The following is a 19926-nucleotide window of genomic DNA, read 5'->3' on the forward strand; positions in this document are numbered from 1 at the left end:
GTCATTTCATAATGGTCCCTCAGTGTATGATCAGGGTTCCAGATGACCGCATCGAATGGATGTGGCTTCACATAAAAAATCAGCTCCGCCATCTCTTTTCTGTCGTCACTGAGAAGTTTCGCATGGGGATAGCGTTTCATCACTTCCGACACCCTCTCACCCAGCTCTCTCCAACCCAATACCCGACGGTAGGGGTCACTCTTTTTGGTCAGTTCGATGCCCATCACCCTGGTGATGTCGTGATAATGATAGAAGAGGATGCCGAAAAGAATATTGATCGCTATCGCGGCGTAGAGCCATTTTTTATAACTTTTTTGCCAGAGCCATGCAACCACGAGGAGTGTAGAAGCGACATACATGGGTGCGGACCAGTTGGCAAACGCACGCGACAGCAGGCTTACCGTCAGAATGAGGATGAACATCGGAACGATGAACCACCAGAGCAGTTTGAGACTCTCTTCCCGTGTCAATGAGCGGTAACGCGGCAGAATAGCCAGCAGCCATCCGAACAGAATGGGACCGAACACACCAAACTGTGAACCGAGAAATTCCAGCATTTTGCTGAAATGAAAATGGAGGCCTGTGATATGGGCATTATCACGGCTTGTATGTTTGAAACTGACAAATTCATGGGTATAGTTCCAATACAGATTTGGCAGATAGATAACGGCTGCGAGCATCATCGCGGCATAAAGTTTCGGGTTTTTGAGATGGTGGCGATGGTTTGACGAACCAGCCAGATATGCGAATGCCGAAACAACAAAGATGATCATCGTATATTTGCTCAGAAGTCCTCCGCCGCCGGCAACAGCCGTGACAAGCCAGTCTCTCCAGCTGTCGCTTTTGAGCGCTTTGACAAAAAAGAGCATACCCAGCGACCAGAAGAAGAGAAACGGCACATCGGTCGAAATGATCAATGAAGAGAGCCAGACTGCGGGAAGCGTAATGAACGCCAGAGCGCTGAAAAAGGCGATAGCATCGTCATTGAAAAGCTCTTTCGCAAGAAAGTAGATATTCAGAGTCGTGAAAATATAGACGATCAGCGACATGATTTTGATACCGACGAATGTATCACCGAACAGCGACGTGCCGAGCATGATGAGCCATGCCACCATGGGCGGTTTGGAGTAGTATCCAAAATCGAAATGTTGTGCCCATCCCCAATAGTAGGCTTCATCGGCATAAAGGCTGATCATATCGGATGCATAATTGAGCATAAAAAGCCGATAAAGTGTCACGATGGCGATGTATAGCAGCAGTCTCTTGAGGGAATAGACCGAATCGTTATGTTGCATAGATGTCCTGAGCTCTTCTTAATGTAGCCGTAATTTTACCAAAATCCGGAACTTGATTAATAACTAAATTTTAGCTAAAATATAAATTCTTCTGCGCAAACTACAAAAACATTGTAATTTTTGCAACCGACCGGTAATTGGCTAAAACTATAATCTTTACGATCTTTGAACTTGCCGAAGAGATACAGCTCTGCATCGTGGCCTTTGCAGGGTGAGTCAAACAACCGATGGCATCGTAAAGTACATCACATCGGTTCAAAAAGGAGGAAAGCATGATGCATGAACTCAATGCAAAAGTCGTTAAAATCATCGGAACAAAATATCCAAGACTTCGAACGATGATTCGCAACCACCCCTACACGAAAGTGGTGGGAATGGGCGTCGTCAAATGTCTACTCGACGACATGCAAATGACACCCGATACCGTATCGGACGAACTGCTCGAGGAGATGGTCGAACAAGGGATCGTCCTCTATCATGAAAACGAGGAGGAGATCAAAGCGATTTCGGTACTCGAACATAAACGGCGTGTTTTGTGCGACGCACTGAAGCAGATCGCCGAAAAACATCTTGAATCTGCTGCAAGCTGATTCCGCCCCAAATTACCCCATTCGACGATAGAGCCGCTCAAGCGCTCGGACAAATGTTTCCGAGTCATTCGGGCAGCGGCATACTTTATAATATTCAAACCCAAGTTTTTCCGCTATTTCACGATATTCGATATCAAGTTCGAAGAGTGTTTCGGAGTTGTCGATCGTAAATGAGATCGGGTAGATCAGTACGCGTCTGTTTTTGATCTCCTCCAACATTCTCTCGAGCGAGGGAGTCAGCCATTTGAGCGGGCCCACTTTCGACTGATAGGCAATGTGCACCTGATTGAAAACTACACCTTTTTCCCTTAAACGTGCAATATGCCGTTCCACTTCCGACTCGACCTGTTTCTGATAGGGATCACCCCGTTTGATGACACGGACAGGAAGCCCATGGGCGGAGAAGACGAGATTGATTGTTGCCGGATTGTCGCCATTCAGCGTTTCGACGATTTTCTCTTCCACCGCATCGAGATATGGCTCGAAATCGTGATACTGTAGCGTACTGACCATTGTCGGATGATAACCGATCATTGCCGCGGCGGCACGGATATCTTCGATTGAAGAAGCAGTCGTCGTCGTGGAAAATTGCGGATACATTGGAATCAGATAGAGTTTTTCAACCCCTTTCTCTTTCAGTCGGGATAAAACGTCCCTGGCAAAAGGTTCGGTATATCGCATAATGACCTCGACGATCGCATCGTCGATACGCTGCTGCAGTTTCTGCTGAACTTTTCGCGTTATGGCAAGAAGCGGCGATCCACCACCCAGTTGTCTGTAGTTCTCTTTGACCTCTTCGAGACGGGATATTGTGATGTATTCGGCAAGATTTCTCCGAATGAGAGGCGGTGCCCCGATAATTCGGTAATCGTTGAACATATTCCGCATGAATATCTCGATCTCATCGAGATGCGAGGCTCCACCCATATTCATTAATATGACAGCTTTTTTCATTCCCGTGCGGCCTTTTTTTTACCAATTTGCGATAGCGAATGGTAGTCTAAATGCTATAATGATGTCAAATTTTTTCAAGGATCGTGCATGAGCAGAGTTTTGATCATCGGAGCCGGCGGAGTCGGGCGTGTCGTCGCACACAAATGTGCACAAAACGGCGAAATTTTCGAACATATCACCCTTGCAAGCCGCACCCTGGAAAAATGCGAGCAGATCCGTGACGAGATCAAAGAGTTGCAAGGGGTGGAGATCGAGGTGGCGAAAGTCGATGCCGACAATGTCGAAGAGCTGGCAGGGCTCATCAAAAAGGCCGAACCCACTATAGTCATCAATGTCGCCCTTCCTTACCAGGATCTGGCCATCATGGATGCCTGCCTGCTCACCGGTGTACACTACCTCGATACGGCCAATTACGAGCATCCCGATACAGCGAAGTTCGAGTATAGGGAGCAGTGGGCAAAGGATAGTGACTTCAAAGCAAAAGATCTGATGGCACTGCTGGGCAGCGGCTTCGATCCGGGAGTGACCAACGTCTTTTGTGCCTACGCCCTCAAACACTACTTCGACGAGATCGAAACCATCGATATCCTCGATTGCAACGCGGGTGACCACGGCTACCCCTTCGCTACCAACTTCAATCCCGAAATCAACATCCGCGAAGTCAACGCCAAGGGGCGATACTGGGAAGACGGCGAGTGGAAAGAGACCGAGCCGATGGAGATCAGAATGGTCTGGGACTACCCACAGATCGGCCCCAAAGACAGCTACCTGCTCTATCACGAGGAGGAGGAGTCGCTGGTACGAAACATTCCGGGGCTCAAGCGGATCCGCTTCTGGATGACGTTTGGCGAGAGCTACCTGACCCACCTGAAGGTACTGGACAACATCGGCCTGACGCGCATCGATCCCATCGAAGTGGACGGCTGCCAGGTGATCCCGCTGCATGTGGTCAAGGCGCTCCTGCCCGATCCGGCGAGTCTGGGCCCCCGTACCAAAGGCAAGACCAATATTGGTGTCGTCTGCGAAGGGACGAAAAACGGCGAACGCAAAAAGGTCTATATCTATAACATCTGCGACCACCAGGAGGCCTACAAAGAGGTCTGCGCCCAGTGTGTCAGCTATACCACCGGTGTGCCGGCAGTGATCGGTGCCAAACTGATATGCGAAGGTACGTGGATGAAGCCCGGTACGATCAATATGGAGCAGATGGATCCCGATCCGTTCATGGAAGAGCTGAACAGACAGGGACTCCCCTGGCATGTAATCGAAATGGATCCGGACGCGACTTTTGAAGTGAAATGAATTTTGTCTCTGGTTATTGGTCATTGGTCATTGGGAGGCCGCATACGCGGCCTTTTTGTATGAAGGATTGAGATGCTCGATATTTCCAAGGTTCCTACACCGTGCTATGTTTGTGAAGAAGAACTACTTGAACGAAATCTGAAGATCCTCGATCGTGTGCAGAAAGAGAGCGGCGCGAAGATTCTGCTGGCACTCAAAGGTTTTGCGATGTGGAGTACCTTCGATCTGGTGGGGAAGTACCTGGTCGGCACAAGTGCCAGCGGCCTGCACGAAGCGAAGCTCGGCCGGGAGACGATGAACAAAGAGGTACATACCTACTCCCCGGCTTTCAAAGAGGAGGAGATCGAGGAGATCGCACGCATCAGTGACCATCTGGTCTTTAACTCTCCGGGACAGGTACGCAGGTTTCTGGAAAAAGCCAAAACGGCCAATCCGGCCCTATCCTGCGGCATTCGGGTCAATCCCGAATTCTCCTCCGCGCCGGTCGACCTCTACAACCCCTGCGGCCTCTACAGCCGCCTGGGCACGACGATTGCCAACTTCGATCCCAAGATTCTGAACGATCTCGACGGCCTGCACTTCCATGCCCTTTGCGAACAGAATGTCGACGCGCTGGAAGGTGTTTTGGATGCGTTCGAAGAGAGATTCGGCGACTACATTCCAAAAATGAAGTGGATCAACTTCGGCGGCGGCCACCACATCACCCGGGAAGATTACGATGTCATGCGCCTCATCGAGGTAATCCGCGATTTCAAGAAACGGCATAACGATGTCACGGTTTATCTGGAACCGGGAGAAGCGGTAGGCTGGCAAACGGGGCCGCTGGTGGCATCGGTGCTCGACATCGTCCACAACGGCATGGATATCGCCATTCTGGATGTCAGCGCCGAAGCCCATATGCCCGACACGCTCGCCATGCCCTACCGTGCCGAAGTGCGCGGGGCGGCAGAATCGGGTGAAAAACCCTACACCTATCGACTGGGAGGCAATACCTGCCTTGCCGGTGATATCATGGGCGATTACAGTTTCAATGAACCTCTCAAAATTGGCGACAGGATCGTTTTTGAGGATCAAATCCACTATACGATGGTCAAGAGCACAACATTCAATGGTGTACAACACCCCTCCATCGCGATCTGGACCAAAGAGAAAAGATTGAAAATCATCAGAAAATTCGGATACGAAGATTTCAAATATCGGCTTTCATGATTCAATCTGCCTGGCCAGATCCGCGATACCCTCCTCCAGCTTCTCACGATCTTCATAGGGAAAGATCGTCGGGCTTTTATCACTCTCTTTGTAGTGGAGACAGATGGCGTAATGAAGAAGTTCGACATCCCGGTTGGCCATTTCGTCAAACCACTCCAGCGAGATCGGTGTGACCGTACCATCCGCATATCTGATAATGGCCGCGGGATAGAGTTGACTCACCTCTTCAAGATCGATCACACTCTCCTGGATATGCAAATTCAAACGATCTCCTTCCGATAGTTTTTTTATGGTAAACAAATTTGCATTAAATACCGATTATATGGTATATAGAACCCATCTCGAAAACCAGTGCAAAAGGGCCTCATGCAAACCTTTACCGTCGTCTATGAATCGGTCTTGTCTTTCCATTTTTTGCCGACAGAAGAGATCAATCATTCCAAATCTGTACTGGTCCAGATCTATTCGACATATCGAACACGCTCGATGTTGGAAAAGATCGCCCATGAAGCCCAGATATTTTTCCCGAATGCCGTCATCGTCGGAATCTCGACCTATGGCACCATCTACCACAAAACGTTTTCCGAAGAGAAAACGATTATCTCCATCACCGCCTTCGAAAGAACACGGCTGACCTCTTTTTCCCTTGAAAATATCGAAAGGAAACAGATTGTTGAAGCAGGTGCTCTTCTCGCCAAAAAAGTGCTCAAACGTGATACGAAACTTCTGCTTCTCTTTTCTGACGGCCTGAAAATCGATGCCGATGGACTTCTCGAAGGTATTACATCCATTGCGAAAAAAAGACCGGTAACAGGAACTTTGGCAGGCGATCATGAAAAATTTTTCGAAACATTTGTAATTCACGATGGTCAGGTCATGACGAAAGGGGCCGTTCTTGTCGCATTGAACAGCCCGCATCTCGATGTCACGATGGATGCCGTGAATCTGCTTCATCTCATAGGTCCCGATCTCCACGTCACATCCTCCGATACAAACAGAGTGTACGAATTCAATGGTATGATTTCAGCGGAACTCTATGCACACTACCTGGGGGATGCTTTTGTCGAAAAGCTTCCCCGATCCGGCCTCGAAATTGCACTGGTTAACCAGCAGGATGATTTGCAGATCGCCAGAAACATCACCGCCGTATACGAAGATGGCTCGTTGCGGTTTGCCGGACATGTTGAAGAAGACTCCCATTGGAAGTTTGGATATATCGACACGGAAACTCCTTTCCGATTCTGCCCTCCAATATTCGAAAGTGGTAAAAAAATAGAGAACTATTTTCTTTTCTGTGATGTATCCCAGCCGCTTTACAACAAAGAACATCTATACCGTCTCATCGATACGCTTTCCAATATCGCCGATACCGTCGGATCGTTCGGATATGGTCAATTCTGCTACAAAAATGGAAAAAATGTCCTGCTGAATCAGTCGATTGTGGTGTTGGGATTGACCGAAACGGAAAAGCGCGAGGATATGAAAAAAGCATCCTGTCAGATCTATCCCGTTTACGAACGGGAGGAGACATCTCTACTTTCCAATGCATTGAGTCATCTCAGCACCGTCATGTTCGAAGAGTTCGAGCTTCAAAAAAGTGCCATGCAGCTCCTGATGGAAGAGCTTCCATATGGTGTCATTGTCTACGATAAAAATCTCAGGCTGGAAAGTTTCAACAAAGTGGCGTCAAAACTTCTTGGACTCGAAGCGAAACTGGCATCAGGAAAGGAACTGGAACGTCTGGATACCTGGATCGTAGCACTGCTGAAAAGAGGATTCCGGGAAGAGCTCTATACACAGGTCGGCCGGGTCATCGATCCCCTGAGCGGTGAAAATATCACACTCCGCATCAATACACTTCCGATAACACATGACGGCACGGTTATCGGTGCCATGGCGATCATCCACAAAGAGAACAATGTATGATCGAAGACAAACTGAAATGGAATGAAAAGTATCGGTCACAGCCTGCACCGAAACATCCGAGCGATCTGCTGATACGCCATGTCGAAAAACTGAAAGGAAGAGAGGTTCTGGACATTGCCGCGGGGTTGGGCAGGCATGCCCAATATCTCGCCGATCACGGATGCCTGGTGGATGCCATCGAATGGAGCGATGTGGCGTTGGAGAGTCTGAAAAAGATTCCGCGTGTCAACGCTATCGAGGCCGATCTCGAAGATGGTTGTTTTCTGACGAAAAAGTATGATGCGATTCTCTGTTTCAACTATCTCAACCGGAACCTCTATCCTGTGATGCTCAGCCATCTAAAAAGAGGGGGGATTCTTCTTTTTGAAACCTTTGTCGAAGACGATGCAAACGAAGGGAGTCCGCAAAATCCGGATTTTCTTTTGAAAAAGAATGAGCTTTTGCATATATTCTGCCCGCTTTACATTATCGAATATTCCGAAAAGTTCGTCACAAAAGAGAATGGCCAGCGTTCGCTTCTCGCTTCGCTGGCAGCCTGCAATAGTTGGAACCGATAAGGCTTTTTGAGATGGGTTCTAGAAAGGCCAGACCGATTCGATGGCTTTGGTGCCCCACCCTTTTTCGGTTGCCTCTTTGATATCGCCCTGGGTCTCATACAGTATCTTTGCATCGGCGATATATTTCGAGCTGATCATATTGGTCTGCGTAATGTCTTCCGGTCGTATAACCCCATTGACATGCAGAATCTGTTTTTGACCATTGATAAGCATTTCCCGACGACCATCGATAAAGTAGTTGCCATTTTCGAGAATCTTGACGATACGTGCCGATATGGTTGTCGTGAATTTCTCTTTCCGTTCGTTTGTACCGGAACCTTTGAATCCGTTTTTTGAATCGATACCAATACTGATATCGGTGATTTTGTTGGACTCTCTGGCAAAATTACCCATCAATGATCCCGGTGTTCCGGCCATAACGGCACCCCCCAGTTCATCATTGGTGACCCGACTGATATTTTTCGAACCACTCGAAGAGGAGAGTATGTTTTCATCGATGACGACCGTGACGACATCGTTGACATTCATCGCCTTTTTGTCGGAAAAGACCGGATTGTCGCCCCGTCCAAAAAGACTACCCGGATTGTAGAGCCCTCTGAACTCTTCTCTGGGAGGCACCTGTTCGACGTACTTCGGTGGTTTGAAATCGATCTTGGCATCCGCCTGATGGGTACTGCATCCGGTATAGAGCATTACTGCCGACAACAGAGCAAGACTCTCGATCTTTCGCATTGGCGCAATCCTTTTGGTATAATTCAATCCAAATTTCATAAATGAACAGCAAAAACTGTTCCAAACGAAGGGATGGATAATGAGCCAGTTGAAAGAGAGACTTCAGGCCGATCTCAAAACGGCGATGAAAGAGAAAGACACATTCAAACGTGATGTCATCCGCTTTGTCATGAGCGCTATCAAGCAGATCGAAGTGGATGAGCGAAAGGAGCTCAGCGATGCCGACATCGAAGCGATACTGGTTAAACAGATCAAGCAGCGCAACGATGCGATCGAACAGTTCAGAGAAGGCGGGCGGCAGGATCTTGTCGAAAAGAATGAAAAAGAGCTGGAAATTCTCCGTAGCTATCTGCCGGAGCCGATGAGCGACGACGAAGTGCGTGAGATCCTGAAAGAGATCATAGCCGAAACGGGAGCTGCCGGCATGAAAGATATGGGTAGAGTGATGGGTGCCGCCAAAGCCAAAATCGGCAGCCGTGCGGAAGGCAAAGTGATCAACCAGATCGCCAAAGAGCTACTGAACGCCTGATTCTCCTTCATGGGTCGCAGCTGCTGCGGCTGCGGCTTTTCCCAATTGACTCACTCTTTTTTGCACTCTGCTCTGTTAAACTTGAAAAAAATCTTAATTTATGATATACCTTAAACAAATATAAATCCAATAGTCTTTATAAAAGGAGTTGATATGTTTGTAGATCGAATCGAAGCGGGGCAGAAACTTGCGGAGAAACTGGAGTCGATCGGACCTTTTGACGATCCGATTATCCTTGCACTGCCGCGGGGAGGTGTGCCGGTGGCTTACGAAGTGGCCAAACGGCTGCATGCGCCTCTCGATGTCATCATCGTACGCAAACTCGGCGCACCCTTCAACAAGGAGTTCGCGATCGGTGCCCTTGTAGAAGGAGAACCCGAACGCGTTGTACTGAACGAAGAAGCGGTCTATCAGCTTGGCGTGGGAAAAGAGTATCTCGACCAGGTAGTCAGCGAAGAGCGCGAAGAGCTCCATAGACGCCAGACACTCTACAGAGGTTCGCAGAACCCTCTGGAAAATCTCTCGGGCAAAACGGTCATCCTGATCGACGACGGCATCGCGACGGGTTACACGATGAAAGCGGCATTGGCAGCCATTCGTGAGCAGAGTCCGGCTTCTATCATCGTAGCCGTGCCACTCGCCCCGATGGATACACTGCCCGAAATGGAACGGCTGGCAGACCGGGTCATTGTTTTAGAAACACCGGAACCCTTCTGGGCAGTCGGCGCACATTATGAACGTTTCGATCAGACAAGCGACGAGGAGGTTATCGAACTACTGCGAAAATCCCGCGAAAACAATCAGGCATCCTCATAACGGCCTGAATAGGAAGGACAATTTATCGGGGCTCATCTCCCCATTTGAGCCTCTTCAATGCGCCGGCAATATCCTCCTGGCGCATAAAATGCTCGCCCACGAGGAAGGCGTCGGCACCGACTTCATGCAGCTGCCTGACCTGCTCGTGTTTGTAGATACCGCTCTCCGCAACGATGATTTTACCGTTTGGAATAAGAGGTATCAGCCGTTCACTGAGCGTCATATCCATCTCGAACGTCTCGAGGTTCCGATGGTTGATTCCGATGATATTGGCACCGGCGAAAATCGCCTTGATCAAATCTTTCTTGTCATGAATCTCCACAAGCGCTTCCATCCCAAGATGCCAGGTGTATTCCAGCAGTGCTTTGAGCTCTTTGCGCGTCAACGCTTTGGCGATAAGCAGGACGAAATCGGCTCCGTAAACAAGTGCTTCGACGAGCTGATATTTGTCGATGATGAAATCCTTGCGAAGCAGCGGCATCGGCACATAGCGACGCAACTGTGTCAGGTATTCGATATCGCCCTGGAAATAGTGCGGTTCCGTCAGGACAGATAGCGCATCCGCCCCTCCCTCTTCATAGGCTTTTCCGATCATCAGCGGATCGAAATCTTCACGAATGACGCCTTTGGAAGGGCTCGCTTTCTTCACCTCCGCAATAATTCTATATGGATTGTCGGGTGTCGACTTGAGAACCTTGTGCACATCTCTCGGCGGATAGGGATTGTAGGCCAGTGATCGTCCAAGCCACTCCATCGGAAACTCTTTTTTCTTCTTCTCCAGATCAACTTTGGTACGCGCTATGATTTCGTCGAGTATCACTTTTTCCGGCTCCTGCATTTTTCTATTTTTTCCCAATGGGTTTTGATCTCTTTGTCTTCGCTGCCCAGTTTCTCGATCACCTTTTTCATCTCCTCGTAGGCTTTCTCGCATTCGCCCAGTTTGTAGTGTCCCCATGCCAGAGAATCGATATAAAAGGCCGAATCCGGTTCGACTTTCAGTGCTTTCTTGACCAATTCGATCCCCCCTTTCACATCGATATCGTGATCGATCAGAAGATATCCGAGATAATTGAAATAGAGCGGATCGTTGACACCCTCTTTGAATGCCTGGGAAAGGTTCTGGATCACTTTTTTCAGGAGCTTCGGATCATCCTTTTTTGGAGCAGCTTCATAAAGAAGAATGCCATATTCCGCCAGCCACAATGGATCGGAGGTCTCTTCGTAGAGGCTTTTTGCAAGTTTTGCAGCATTGTCGAATTGTTTCGTATGTTTGTAGATCGCAAGAAGCAGCCTGTCATCGGCATTGGACTCCATGAGAAGTTCTTCCGCTTTGTCGAACTCTTTTTTATAGGAATAGATTTCGGCGGCCTTCTGGGCATATTCGTTTACTTTGGTAACATCGTACATGCGTGCATAGACATCGGCAAGATGATCCAGATCGTTGTTTTGCCGATAGAGTTCGGCGAGAAAAAGACAGACATTTTCAGAACATCCCACCATTTTGCTATGCGTTTCAAGCAGTCTTATGGCATCCTGCGAATTTTTGAATTTGTGATAGAGAATGGAGGCCATTTTAACGACTGCCGTATCATCATGATATTTTACGTAGTAGGCGTTATAGGCATCGTAAGCTTCCTTGTTGAGATCCTTAACAAGGTAGATCGAGGCCAGCAGATCGATATTTTGGAGATTGTCCGGCTCGAGTGCAACCACTTTTTTCGCATTGACGAGTGCATCGTCCACGCGATTCAGGCGCAACTGTGTCAGCGTCATCAACCTATAGAGCTGAATATTTTCCGGGTATTTTCTTATCGCTTCGCTCAGCTGTTTGGAAGCGTCGTCATACCGTTTCGAGGCAATTAGCAGTCGAATTGCTTCGGTTCTATACTCGGGATTCCCGGTCTTTTTGTAAAGCTCCTCAAAAAGCGCATGGGCTTTTGCATAATCTCCATGTTCCTTGTAGTAGAGTGCATGGATGATATAGTCATACTCATATTCGAATGGCTGGTATTGTGGTGTTCTATCGGATGGTGATGGCGTTTTTTGAGAACATCCGGCAAACAGAAAAAACAGTATTACGATTGCGGACAGATACCTGGACATTCTTGTCTCAATTCCTCTTCATTCTCTTTAAAATAGTCCCAAAAGGGGTAGGTACGGCACTGGATCGGCCGGACCGGATAGATCTCGCACCGGCGGTTTTGGCGATCGTAGAAAATACAGTCGTATTCGCCTTCGACAACGACTTTTTCTTTGATACTGAAACGATACCCTACTTTTTCCAAGTAGCGCTTAATGAACAGATCCGGAGATATCCTTAAGAAGGCGGCCATTTCGGGAATTTTTTGTACGCTCACCCAGATGTTGCCGCTTTCTCCTATGCAGCAGTTTCCTGCACAGGTTTCGCACGCTTTCGGATCGAACGTGTAACCAAACCCCTCTTTCTTCATTAAATTTGACATTTTAGCGTATGTGTCCTTGCATTTTTAAATATCGCACGGGCTTCCTCCCCGTAGGTATCCCCGTCAAACACGATCAGAGGGGGCAGGATGGTGGTACGTGCTTTCGACTCCCTTCTCGCATGCACCATGACCAGTTTCGCCGGACGATCCTTTTTGGAGTGGACAAACCGCAGCGCTTCCACACGCAGGCCGACATAATCCAGATGATGCATCAGATCTCCCATTTGGGACGCATCGTAGCAAAAAATGAAATGGCCTCTCGGTCTCAGAAGCGATTTGACCTTTTCGAAAAAGGGTGCGATCGGAAGATGGGTGTTGTACCGGCATGCATGGATATGCTCGTTTTCGCTCTGCACGACATCTGCATGGTAAAAAGGCGGATTCGAAACGATATAGTCGAATCTCTCTTCGGATGTAAAATCGAAAAAATCGGACTCCACCAGCCTCGCACCGATGCTGTTCGCCTGCATGTTACGCATGGCGAGTCCGGCCATCAATCCCTGTTTTTCGACCAGTGTCAGATCAATCGGAAAATCGCGGGCCAGAAGCAGACCGATAACACCGACACCGCATCCCACGTCAAGCACTTTTCCGTGCGGCCGGAATGATGCGATAAAATCATACAGAAAGATAGAGTCGCTGTTGAAGCAGTAGCCATTTTGCGGCTGATAGAAAAGCACCAAACCCTCGATTTTTGATAGAATTATAGCAAAAAAGGTCTAGAATGATTATCATCCCCGCACGTATGGCTTCGACACGTTTTCCTCAGAAAGTACTGGCCGACATCAATGGTCTGCCTATGGTCGTGGCGACTGCCAAAGCGGTCGAGCAAGTCGACGACGTTGCCGTAGCGACAGATACCGAAGTGATCGCGAAAACGTGTGAAGAGTATGGCATTCGTGCCGTTATGACCAGCAAAGAGCATCAGAGCGGAACGGACAGAATCAACGAGGCCGCCACACGTCTGGGTCTCGATATCAACGAAATCATTATCAATGTCCAGGCAGACGAACCATTCATAGAACCCGAGGTTGTGGATAGGCTGAAAACTCTGGTGCAGACCCATCAAAACGAAAGCCGTACGATGATCTGCTCACTCTACAAAACCGTTTCGAAAGATGAGGCGAAAGATCCCAATCTCGTCAAGGTGGTGACGGATGAATGCGGCTTCGCGCTCTACTTTTCCAGAAGTCTCATACCTTACGACAGGGATGAAAATTTTGATCATTTCAAGGGCCATCTTGGCCTCTATGGATTTACAAGAAAAATGCTTGAAAAATTTTGTACCCTCCCCCATGCACCGCTCGAACATATCGAAAAACTCGAACAGCTCCGCGCACTTTCGCACGGGTATGACATTGCAATGGCCGAAGTGAAAACGGAAAGCTTCGGGATCGACACACCGGAAGATCTGGAAAAAGCGTTGAAATGATCAAGAGTGAGAATGTGAAAATGAAACTTCACGATCCACTATTCACACGTTCACCTTTTCTCTATCCCAGCACCTCTTTTCGGTTGGTACGGCTCTGAAGATAATCGGATATCTGCATCAGTGAGAATGTCACGAGGAAGATCATCAAACCCGGAAAAAAGCTGATCCACCATGCTATCTGCATCACCTCTTTTCCCTCACTGATCAGACTGCCCCAGCTCATCTGCGGCGGACTGATACCGAGACCAAGAAAACTCAAGGCACTTTCACTCAGAATGGCACCCCCTACTCCAAACGTGAAACTGACGAAGAATATAGGAGCCAACAACGGCGCGAAATATTTAAGAATGATCTTCGGTGTTGAAACATTGGCGATCTTCAAAATTTTGATAAAAGGTTTCTGCCCTATCGAGAAACTCTCCGCACGAATCATCCGGGCCATCGTCATCCAGCCGGTAACGGAAATGACAAAAATCAATACCCACACCGACGCTTCCACATAGCTCACAAGTGCCAAAAGGAGGAAGAAGGTTGGAAAGGTCAGAAAAAGATCGACGATGACAACGAATGTCTTGTCGACGCCTCCTCTGAAAAAACCGGCAGTGACACCAACCATCAGACCGATCATCGATGCGATGAGTGCACTGCCTACACCGATCACCAACGACACCTGTCCACCAAGCATCAGACGGGCGAGCAGATCACGCCCCAGTCGGTCCGTTCCGAGGGGAAAATCATTTGACGGAGAAAGCAGCAATGCGTCGGGGTGAAGTGCATAGGGGCTCCCTCCATAAAAGAGAGGTCCCAGGAAAGAGAATAGAAAGAGCGCCGCCAGGACGGCGGCACTGATACACGGACATTTCATACCGTGATTATACTATGAAGTGCCAGAACCCGTCTTGAATATCTCCATTGGCCGCAACAGCGATGATTCTGTTTCGTCTTAAAGCGATACGACGAGGGTGTGGCCAAAACCACATCGGGGGGAGTCAACACGAATCAATGAGGAAAAATTACACAGCACAGGGTGAAACACCTATGCAGATTTCTAAAATGAGTTCTACTGTTTGATGCCAAGCAGCGTCTGGATCATCTGATCGATGGTCGTAATCACTTTGGCACTTGCACCATATCCGGTCTGATATTTCATCAGATTGGTCAACTCTTCGTCAAGATCGACCTTGCTGATACTGTCAAACTCGTTGATGACCGCATTGAGTAGCGATTCGGAGGTTTCGGCCGCCGAATGGACAGCCGCCGTCCTGTTCGCGACGCCTGTTGTGCTCATACGGAAAAAGCCGCTGAGCGTATCGTTCGAAAAGTGGTTATCCGAATTGGCAGGCATGTAAAAATCGATCTTTTGATACTGGAGTTCGATCATACTGTTGGCGACACCGTTGTCACCGGCGATCGGTGCAGCGTTGCCGCCGATACGGGTCGGGTTTTCATCGAGTGCGCGGTTCAGTCCGATGCTATGAGCATCGCTTCCGTCAAAAAAGCGCTCCAGCCCCAGCGCGCCGGCAAAAAGCGAAGGATTTTCCCCATCAGCCTCTTCAATAGCAAACGTATATCCCTCATTCGCTTTGTCGTCATTCATAAGGATCTGAAATCTTCCATTGGCCGAAGCGGTCAGAAAGTCATCGACATCATTGGTATAGATACCGTCAAGATTGTCATCCAAAGAGGCGAGAGTATTCGGTACATTCGGATCGTCATTGATCACCACACGCCCATTGATCTGATTCAAATCGGCTTGTGATGACGCGTTGATCGCATCTTCGACATCCTTGAACGTCGCACCATCCGTCAATGTGATTTTGCGTTTTGCCACTTCGTTGCCGTCGATATCGTATATCTTGACAAAAAAAGATCCATTGGCATCGATCGGCAGTTCCGTATTCGCGATGATCGCATCGGCTTCGATATCGACATTGCCGCTCATTCTCGTTGTAGCATGCGCCGCATAGAGATTGTTCGTAAACATGATCATTGAAGATGCATAACTGTCGAGTTCATCGACAATCTGCTGAATATCATGGTCTCTCAGGGAGAGAATGGCACCCAGTTTGCCTCCGTGTACATACTCTGTGATATCGAACTTTTCATAATCCTGACGCTGATAATAGATGTTGCTGAACGCACTCCCTTCACGCCTGTCGTAGACAATCGGATGAAAAGTGGGACCATCGACAAATGAAGAACCGCCGATACTCAGATGATAGGCGTCGCCAGACTCTATGAGATGCCTGTCTACGGTAGTGTCGGGCTGCAAGTCCCCCTTTGTCACCGCAATATCGACAAGTTTGCTGAGAGCCAGTTCCAGCTTGTCACGCTGGTCCCGCAGATCGTTGGCATGATCACCCGCCGCTTCATCGGTATTGATCCGAATATTGATCTCCGCGATCTGTTTCCCCAACCGATTGATCTCGTCGATCGTCGTTTTCAACTGATCGTCCAGCGATGTCTGAACCGACATAATCTGCTCTCGTGTATCCCGAATCGTCGCGGCGAATGTTCTCGTATTTTGGGCCAGATTGATTTTCAGTGCACTGTCATCCGTATTTTTCGAAAAATCGTTCCAGGCATTGAAATACTCCTGCATGGCATTGTAGATACCGTTTTTATCGATTTCGGGAAAGTAGCTGGAAACTTCGTCCATCGTCTCTTTTCTGAACTGATTGTATTCATTGTCGGTCGAAGAGCTCTTGAGTCGTTTATAGACAAATTCGTCATGTATCCTGACGATTTCTGTAATTTTGGCTCCGAGTCCGATATCTCCTGGTGTCGTATTGAGGGGTGTATTGGGAGATATGACGACACGTTGCCGTGTATAATCCGGATTCTGGGCATTGGCTATATTGTGCCCGGTCGTATCGATAGCGATCTGGGATGTCTTCAGACCGCTGTAACCGATATGCAGTGCATTGAAGATCGATGCCATAATCAGGCCCTCACTTCGATCAACGATGCCAATTTGGCATTTTTCCCTGTATATCCATCTTTTTCAACCGGCAGCATCTCTTCATACAGCGCGTTGTAGAATTCTCCTACCGTAATGACAAAACGAGCATAATAACGATTGAGTTCCTGCAGCTCTTCGAGCTTTTCACGTAGCGTGTTGAGTTTTTGCTGAACCTCTTCGTCCAGCAACTCGTCCATTTCACTATTCGGATTGGCTTTGACGAGATTGTTGATTTCATTGTCGATCAACGCTTTGCGATTCTCGAATGTCAACAGCGTATGCTCTTTTGTCTTGATACGTTCAAACATCGCATCGTGGCGAGCCGCTTTGATATCGTCGATATCTTTCTCTGTCAGATCGATCAATGTTTGAAGATCTTCCGCCGCTTTGTCCAAATAGTGAATCAGCATCTCATGTCCTTCGATTACAGATCAGGCTTGAGCTCCTGGGCCATTTTCGTCGCTGTCGCCCGCAGATCGATCTGGTAGTCGCCATTTACGATCTGCTTTTTCAACTCATCGACACGGCTCTGTTTCTCGATAGCCTGTTTCTCGATATTTTGTGTATCGTGCACGTCATTCTTTTTCATGTCATTGAGGATTGTGCTGTTGTTCTGGGCACCTACGTTTCGTATCATTATGCATCCTTTTGTCATAGATGGTTTTCTATGATTATACTATCGACTGAATTCAAATTTTGTTAAGAATTTTTTTCTACCAAATAATTAAACAAAAGTTCGCTATAACCAAAGGTGCCGCTGAGTTGCCTGCTCCGCTCCTCATTCATCATCGATTGATAGATTTTCCGACCCGGATCTTCCGGAAGCAGCGGGTTTTTCCCCTCGATCGCCTGATCGAGAATCATTTTGAGAATGATCGCTTCAAACGCATCCGTCTGCTCTTTCAATCTTCTTTTGTCATTTCCTGAAACAGAAGGAATTTGTGGTTGATATTCATTAATATTCAGCTGGTTCATCCTCTTTCCTTATATAATCTGGAGATCGGCATGAATCGCCCCCGCGTTTTTCATCGCTTCAAGAATCGAAATGATGTCTTTGGGCGTTGCACCCAATTTTTTCAGTGATCTTGCGATATTGGCTACCGTCGTAGCGCCTGTGCGCGTTACAACGGCATTGTTTTGAGGCTGAATCTGCGTATTACGACCGATATTGACCGTATCGCTTCCTTTGCGGATAGCCGGTAGGCTCTTTCTCTCTTCGATTTTGACGACAATGTCGCCATGGGTGATCATAACCGGCTCCACCTCGATATCGATGCCCGAGACAATCGTACCGGTCCGTTCATCGATGACGATACGCGGTTTGATATTGTAATCGATCGAAAGTTCTCCTGCACGGGCGAGAAACTCGATCATACTTACCGACTTCGGTTTTCTGAGTTTGATCGTCCTGGCATCGATCGCGACGGCAACACGCTCCTTGTAATAGCGATTGAGGATATTCTGAATCGAAATGGCATTTTGAAAACTGGCTTCTTTCAGACTCAGGGTTGCTTCGTTTCTGGAATAGAGATCATATGCCACTTCCTGTTCAACCAATGCACCGGCAGGAATGCGTCCGGCCGTCGCATGATTGAGTGTCCCTCCCCCTCTGCCGTTTCGGCCTCCAATCGTCACGGACCCCTGTGCCAACGCATATATACGGCCATCGACACCTTTCAGTGGTGTCATGAGCAGTGTTCCGCCTTCTATGGACTTGGCATCCCCCATGGACGAGACAACAACATCGATTTTATCCCCCTGTCTCGCAAAAGGAGGCAATGTAGCTGTCACCATGACGGCTGCCACGTTTTTCGACTTGATGTCCCTGGGATCGAGCTTGATGTTCATCGACTGAAGCATATTGGCAATCGTCTGCAGTGTAAATTTCGAGGTTGTGCCATCACCCGTTTTGTTCAGACCTACAACCAGACCATATCCGATAAGCTGGTTGTCACGGACACCGATGACATTGCAGATCTCTTTGATTTTGGCGCCTGGAGCCAGCAGGGGAACAAGCAGTATCAGAAAGAGTACCATACGTTTCAAACGGAAACCTTTCGCTCGATTTTCAAACACCAAGCAAATGTTGTTCCAATCACTCCACTATGGCATAGTAGCTCAACGAACTTTTACCGAATTTTTTCTCTTTTACCTTCTCGAATGGTCCGATTGTTTCGGGAAAATCATATTTCGTCATATGTTCGACAACAATGAGATGCACGACCTCCGGATCGATATGTGCAATCGTATTGATCACTTTCGTGTAAATATCGTTGTAGCCTTCGCGGATAGAAAACGGCGGATCGATGTAAATATAGGCTTTTTCCTTTTCCCGCTTCAACTCGGACAAGATGTCGGGAAGCACGACAAACGCATCACCGAACCGGATATCGCACCTGGACGGATCGAGCGATCGACAGTTGGCCTGTAGCGTTTTGAAAGAGTTCCTGTCGAGTTCGATGAACCATGCCTGCTTCGCTCCTCTGCTGATCGCTTCGAGTCCGACCGAACCACTCCCTCCAAACATTTCGATGAAATATTTTCCCACCACATCGAACTGCAACGTGTCAAAGAGGGACTCCCTCAATCGGGATTTTGAACTTCGCGTCACACATTTGGATGGAAGAAGAATCTTTTTCCCTCGAAATTTTCCGCCGATGATTTTGGTTGTCAGTTGTTTATGGTCTGCTTTCATAGTGCCCTTTGATGATCGTAACCAATTCATCGACAAACAGCCGAGTCGCTCTTTCGATCTTCTCCTCGAGGCTCTCTTCCTCTTCGACAGTAAAAGCCTCCACGATCTTTTTGTTCGAGCTCTCTTCTATTTTCTCTTCCAGTTTGATCATGAGCTGCGAGCGGGAAAAAGGTTTTTTCAGATCGGCATCGGGATCCATACCGATCCGAAGCAGAGGTTTTTCGCTGACCATATGATGGTCGGTAATGAGTATGTCGGCATCGTGTTCCGCGACAAGTTGATGTTTGAGAAACTTTCTCAGACTTTTTTCAATCAGTACAGAGTGACAATTCAGCGCAATATTCATGATTTTCCCCGTATATTCAAGCTTCCGACTATTTTTTCAACAGTTTTCACCATAATAAATTATGTAGAGGTGCCCTTTATTATAAATGATAACTGCTAAACATATTTTGAATGCATCCG

24 protein-coding genes are annotated in these 19926 nt (G+C 48.0%); 8 read left to right on the forward strand and 16 right to left on the reverse strand.

Annotated elements, in window-relative coordinates; all coding sequences use genetic code 11:
- A partial coding sequence (locus Q1K24_RS04020; protein ID WP_300366328.1) for a glycosyltransferase family 39 protein occupies positions 1-1295 on the reverse strand: 1295 nt, incomplete at its 3' end.
- Positions 1296-1567: 272 nt separating this feature from the next.
- Here Q1K24_RS04020 and Q1K24_RS04025 point away from each other — a divergent pair.
- Positions 1568-1885: a hypothetical protein gene (locus Q1K24_RS04025; protein WP_300366331.1), complete on the forward strand. Its 318-nt coding sequence runs from the start codon at positions 1568-1570 to the stop codon at positions 1883-1885.
- A gap of 12 nt (positions 1886-1897) precedes the next feature.
- On the opposite strand, the gene hemH is transcribed toward Q1K24_RS04025, so the two are convergent.
- A complete protein-coding gene (gene hemH, locus Q1K24_RS04030) occupies positions 1898-2839 on the reverse strand; it encodes a ferrochelatase (protein WP_300366334.1) in 942 nt (313 codons plus the stop codon).
- Between the two features lie 87 nt (positions 2840-2926).
- Between hemH and Q1K24_RS04035 the strand changes: the two genes are divergently transcribed.
- Positions 2927-4141, forward strand: a complete 1215-nt coding sequence (locus Q1K24_RS04035) for a saccharopine dehydrogenase family protein (protein WP_300366337.1) — start codon at positions 2927-2929, stop codon at positions 4139-4141.
- Between the two features lie 72 nt (positions 4142-4213).
- On the forward strand, positions 4214-5350 hold the full coding sequence (nspC, locus tag Q1K24_RS04040) for a carboxynorspermidine decarboxylase (RefSeq protein WP_300366340.1): 1137 nt from the start codon (positions 4214-4216) through the stop codon (positions 5348-5350).
- Here nspC and Q1K24_RS04045 read toward each other — a convergent pair.
- Positions 5345-5614: a hypothetical protein gene (locus Q1K24_RS04045; protein ID WP_300366343.1), complete on the reverse strand. Its 270-nt coding sequence runs from the start codon at positions 5612-5614 to the stop codon at positions 5345-5347. The two genes, nspC and Q1K24_RS04045, sit on opposite strands and share 6 nt — an antisense overlap.
- 102 nt (positions 5615-5716) lie before the next feature.
- Between Q1K24_RS04045 and Q1K24_RS04050 the strand changes: the two genes are divergently transcribed.
- Positions 5717-7276: an FIST N-terminal domain-containing protein gene (locus Q1K24_RS04050; protein WP_300366346.1), complete on the forward strand. Its 1560-nt coding sequence runs from the start codon at positions 5717-5719 to the stop codon at positions 7274-7276.
- Positions 7273-7833 (forward strand): bifunctional 2-polyprenyl-6-hydroxyphenol methylase/3-demethylubiquinol 3-O-methyltransferase UbiG, encoded by a 561-nt coding sequence (locus Q1K24_RS04055; RefSeq protein WP_300366349.1) that lies wholly within the window; start codon positions 7273-7275, stop codon positions 7831-7833. Before Q1K24_RS04050 ends, Q1K24_RS04055 begins: the two co-directional genes overlap by 4 nt.
- A gap of 18 nt (positions 7834-7851) precedes the next feature.
- Here Q1K24_RS04055 and flgH read toward each other — a convergent pair whose 3' ends face one another.
- Complete coding sequence (flgH, locus tag Q1K24_RS04060) at positions 7852-8565, reverse strand: flagellar basal body L-ring protein FlgH (RefSeq protein WP_300366352.1); 714 nt, start codon at positions 8563-8565, stop codon at positions 7852-7854.
- Between the two features lie 79 nt (positions 8566-8644).
- On the opposite strand from flgH, the gene Q1K24_RS04065 reads away from it, so the two are divergent.
- Together Q1K24_RS04065 and Q1K24_RS04070 are read left to right on the forward strand one after the other, a co-directional pair.
- Positions 8645-9094: a GatB/YqeY domain-containing protein gene (locus Q1K24_RS04065; protein ID WP_300366355.1), complete on the forward strand. Its 450-nt coding sequence runs from the start codon at positions 8645-8647 to the stop codon at positions 9092-9094.
- 153 nt (positions 9095-9247) lie between these two features.
- Positions 9248-9910 (forward strand): phosphoribosyltransferase, encoded by a 663-nt coding sequence (locus Q1K24_RS04070; RefSeq protein ID WP_300366358.1) that lies wholly within the window; start codon positions 9248-9250, stop codon positions 9908-9910.
- A gap of 22 nt (positions 9911-9932) precedes the next feature.
- Here Q1K24_RS04070 and trpC read toward each other — a convergent pair whose 3' ends face one another.
- Genes trpC through Q1K24_RS04090 form a run of 4 tightly spaced genes read right to left on the reverse strand, consistent with a single transcriptional unit; the run spans position 9933 to position 13052 of the window.
- Entirely contained in the window at positions 9933-10730 is a 798-nt protein-coding gene (gene trpC, locus Q1K24_RS04075) for an indole-3-glycerol phosphate synthase TrpC (protein WP_300366394.1), read from the reverse strand.
- Complete coding sequence (locus tag Q1K24_RS04080; RefSeq protein ID WP_300366361.1) at positions 10727-12013, reverse strand: tetratricopeptide repeat protein; 1287 nt, start codon at positions 12011-12013, stop codon at positions 10727-10729. The genes trpC and Q1K24_RS04080 overlap by 4 nt, the downstream gene beginning before the upstream one ends.
- Entirely contained in the window at positions 11986-12372 is a 387-nt protein-coding gene (locus Q1K24_RS04085) for a YkgJ family cysteine cluster protein (RefSeq protein ID WP_300366364.1), read from the reverse strand. The genes Q1K24_RS04080 and Q1K24_RS04085 overlap by 28 nt, the downstream gene beginning before the upstream one ends.
- Positions 12360-13052 carry a methyltransferase gene (locus tag Q1K24_RS04090; protein WP_300366367.1) on the reverse strand — a complete coding sequence of 231 codons (693 nt, stop codon included), beginning with the start codon at positions 13050-13052 and terminating at the stop codon, positions 12360-12362. The genes Q1K24_RS04085 and Q1K24_RS04090 overlap by 13 nt, the downstream gene beginning before the upstream one ends.
- A 44-nt stretch (positions 13053-13096) precedes the next feature.
- Between Q1K24_RS04090 and kdsB the strand changes: the two genes are divergently transcribed.
- On the forward strand, positions 13097-13804 hold the full coding sequence (gene kdsB / locus Q1K24_RS04095; protein WP_300366370.1) for a 3-deoxy-manno-octulosonate cytidylyltransferase: 708 nt from the start codon (positions 13097-13099) through the stop codon (positions 13802-13804).
- 61 nt (positions 13805-13865) lie between these two features.
- On the opposite strand, the gene Q1K24_RS04100 is transcribed toward kdsB, so the two are convergent.
- The 8 genes from Q1K24_RS04100 to Q1K24_RS04135 all read right to left on the reverse strand — a co-directional run bounded on the left by Q1K24_RS04100 (position 13866) and on the right by Q1K24_RS04135 (position 19807).
- Positions 13866-14669, reverse strand: a complete 804-nt coding sequence (locus tag Q1K24_RS04100) for an ABC transporter permease (RefSeq protein ID WP_300366373.1) — start codon at positions 14667-14669, stop codon at positions 13866-13868.
- 195 nt (positions 14670-14864) lie between these two features.
- A complete protein-coding gene (gene flgK / locus Q1K24_RS04105; RefSeq protein WP_300366376.1) occupies positions 14865-16745 on the reverse strand; it encodes a flagellar hook-associated protein FlgK in 1881 nt (626 codons plus the stop codon).
- Between the two features lie 2 nt (positions 16746-16747).
- Entirely contained in the window at positions 16748-17176 is a 429-nt protein-coding gene (locus Q1K24_RS04110; RefSeq protein ID WP_300366379.1) for a hypothetical protein, read from the reverse strand.
- Between the two features lie 14 nt (positions 17177-17190).
- Positions 17191-17403, reverse strand: a complete 213-nt coding sequence (locus Q1K24_RS04115) for a flagellar biosynthesis anti-sigma factor FlgM (RefSeq protein ID WP_300366382.1) — start codon at positions 17401-17403, stop codon at positions 17191-17193.
- Positions 17404-17465: 62 nt separating this feature from the next.
- Positions 17466-17741: a Rod binding protein gene (locus Q1K24_RS04120; protein ID WP_300366385.1), complete on the reverse strand. Its 276-nt coding sequence runs from the start codon at positions 17739-17741 to the stop codon at positions 17466-17468.
- Positions 17742-17750: 9 nt separating this feature from the next.
- Complete coding sequence (locus Q1K24_RS04125) at positions 17751-18803, reverse strand: flagellar basal body P-ring protein FlgI (RefSeq protein WP_300366396.1); 1053 nt, start codon at positions 18801-18803, stop codon at positions 17751-17753.
- A gap of 58 nt (positions 18804-18861) precedes the next feature.
- On the reverse strand, positions 18862-19461 hold the full coding sequence (rsmD, locus tag Q1K24_RS04130; protein ID WP_300366388.1) for a 16S rRNA (guanine(966)-N(2))-methyltransferase RsmD: 600 nt from the start codon (positions 19459-19461) through the stop codon (positions 18862-18864).
- Positions 19445-19807 carry a hypothetical protein gene (locus Q1K24_RS04135; RefSeq protein WP_300366391.1) on the reverse strand — a complete coding sequence of 121 codons (363 nt, stop codon included), beginning with the start codon at positions 19805-19807 and terminating at the stop codon, positions 19445-19447. Before Q1K24_RS04135 ends, rsmD begins: the two co-directional genes overlap by 17 nt.
- Between the last annotated feature and the right edge of the window lie 119 nt (positions 19808-19926).

Source organism: Hydrogenimonas sp., assembly GCF_029932565.1.
Lineage (GTDB): Bacteria > Campylobacterota > Campylobacteria > Campylobacterales > Hydrogenimonadaceae > Hydrogenimonas.

What these genes read in the sequence shown, in the direction of transcription:
- Q1K24_RS04025 (WP_300366331.1), top strand. Translation starts at nt 1,568, where the DNA reads ATGATGCATGAACTCAATGCAAAAGTCGTTAAAATCATCGGAACAAAA.
- hemH (WP_300366334.1), bottom strand. Translation starts at nt 2,839, where the DNA reads ATGAAAAAAGCTGTCATATTAATGAATATGGGTGGAGCCTCGCATCTC.
- Q1K24_RS04035 (WP_300366337.1), top strand. Translation starts at nt 2,927, where the DNA reads ATGAGCAGAGTTTTGATCATCGGAGCCGGCGGAGTCGGGCGTGTCGTC.
- nspC (WP_300366340.1), top strand. Translation starts at nt 4,214, where the DNA reads ATGCTCGATATTTCCAAGGTTCCTACACCGTGCTATGTTTGTGAAGAA.
- Q1K24_RS04050 (WP_300366346.1), top strand. Translation starts at nt 5,717, where the DNA reads ATGCAAACCTTTACCGTCGTCTATGAATCGGTCTTGTCTTTCCATTTT.
- Q1K24_RS04055 (WP_300366349.1), top strand. Translation starts at nt 7,273, where the DNA reads ATGATCGAAGACAAACTGAAATGGAATGAAAAGTATCGGTCACAGCCT.
- flgH (WP_300366352.1), bottom strand. Translation starts at nt 8,565, where the DNA reads ATGCGAAAGATCGAGAGTCTTGCTCTGTTGTCGGCAGTAATGCTCTAT.
- Q1K24_RS04065 (WP_300366355.1), top strand. Translation starts at nt 8,645, where the DNA reads ATGAGCCAGTTGAAAGAGAGACTTCAGGCCGATCTCAAAACGGCGATG.
- Q1K24_RS04070 (WP_300366358.1), top strand. Translation starts at nt 9,248, where the DNA reads ATGTTTGTAGATCGAATCGAAGCGGGGCAGAAACTTGCGGAGAAACTG.
- Q1K24_RS04080 (WP_300366361.1), bottom strand. Translation starts at nt 12,013, where the DNA reads ATGTCCAGGTATCTGTCCGCAATCGTAATACTGTTTTTTCTGTTTGCC.
- Q1K24_RS04085 (WP_300366364.1), bottom strand. Translation starts at nt 12,372, where the DNA reads ATGTCAAATTTAATGAAGAAAGAGGGGTTTGGTTACACGTTCGATCCG.
- kdsB (WP_300366370.1), top strand. Translation starts at nt 13,097, where the DNA reads ATGATTATCATCCCCGCACGTATGGCTTCGACACGTTTTCCTCAGAAA.
- Q1K24_RS04100 (WP_300366373.1), bottom strand. Translation starts at nt 14,669, where the DNA reads ATGAAATGTCCGTGTATCAGTGCCGCCGTCCTGGCGGCGCTCTTTCTA.
- flgK (WP_300366376.1), bottom strand. Translation starts at nt 16,745, where the DNA reads ATGGCATCGATCTTCAATGCACTGCATATCGGTTACAGCGGTCTGAAG.
- Q1K24_RS04110 (WP_300366379.1), bottom strand. Translation starts at nt 17,176, where the DNA reads ATGCTGATTCACTATTTGGACAAAGCGGCGGAAGATCTTCAAACATTG.
- Q1K24_RS04115 (WP_300366382.1), bottom strand. Translation starts at nt 17,403, where the DNA reads ATGATACGAAACGTAGGTGCCCAGAACAACAGCACAATCCTCAATGAC.
- Q1K24_RS04120 (WP_300366385.1), bottom strand. Translation starts at nt 17,741, where the DNA reads ATGAACCAGCTGAATATTAATGAATATCAACCACAAATTCCTTCTGTT.
- Q1K24_RS04125 (WP_300366396.1), bottom strand. Translation starts at nt 18,803, where the DNA reads ATGGTACTCTTTCTGATACTGCTTGTTCCCCTGCTGGCTCCAGGCGCC.
- rsmD (WP_300366388.1), bottom strand. Translation starts at nt 19,461, where the DNA reads ATGAAAGCAGACCATAAACAACTGACAACCAAAATCATCGGCGGAAAA.
- Q1K24_RS04135 (WP_300366391.1), bottom strand. Translation starts at nt 19,807, where the DNA reads ATGAATATTGCGCTGAATTGTCACTCTGTACTGATTGAAAAAAGTCTG.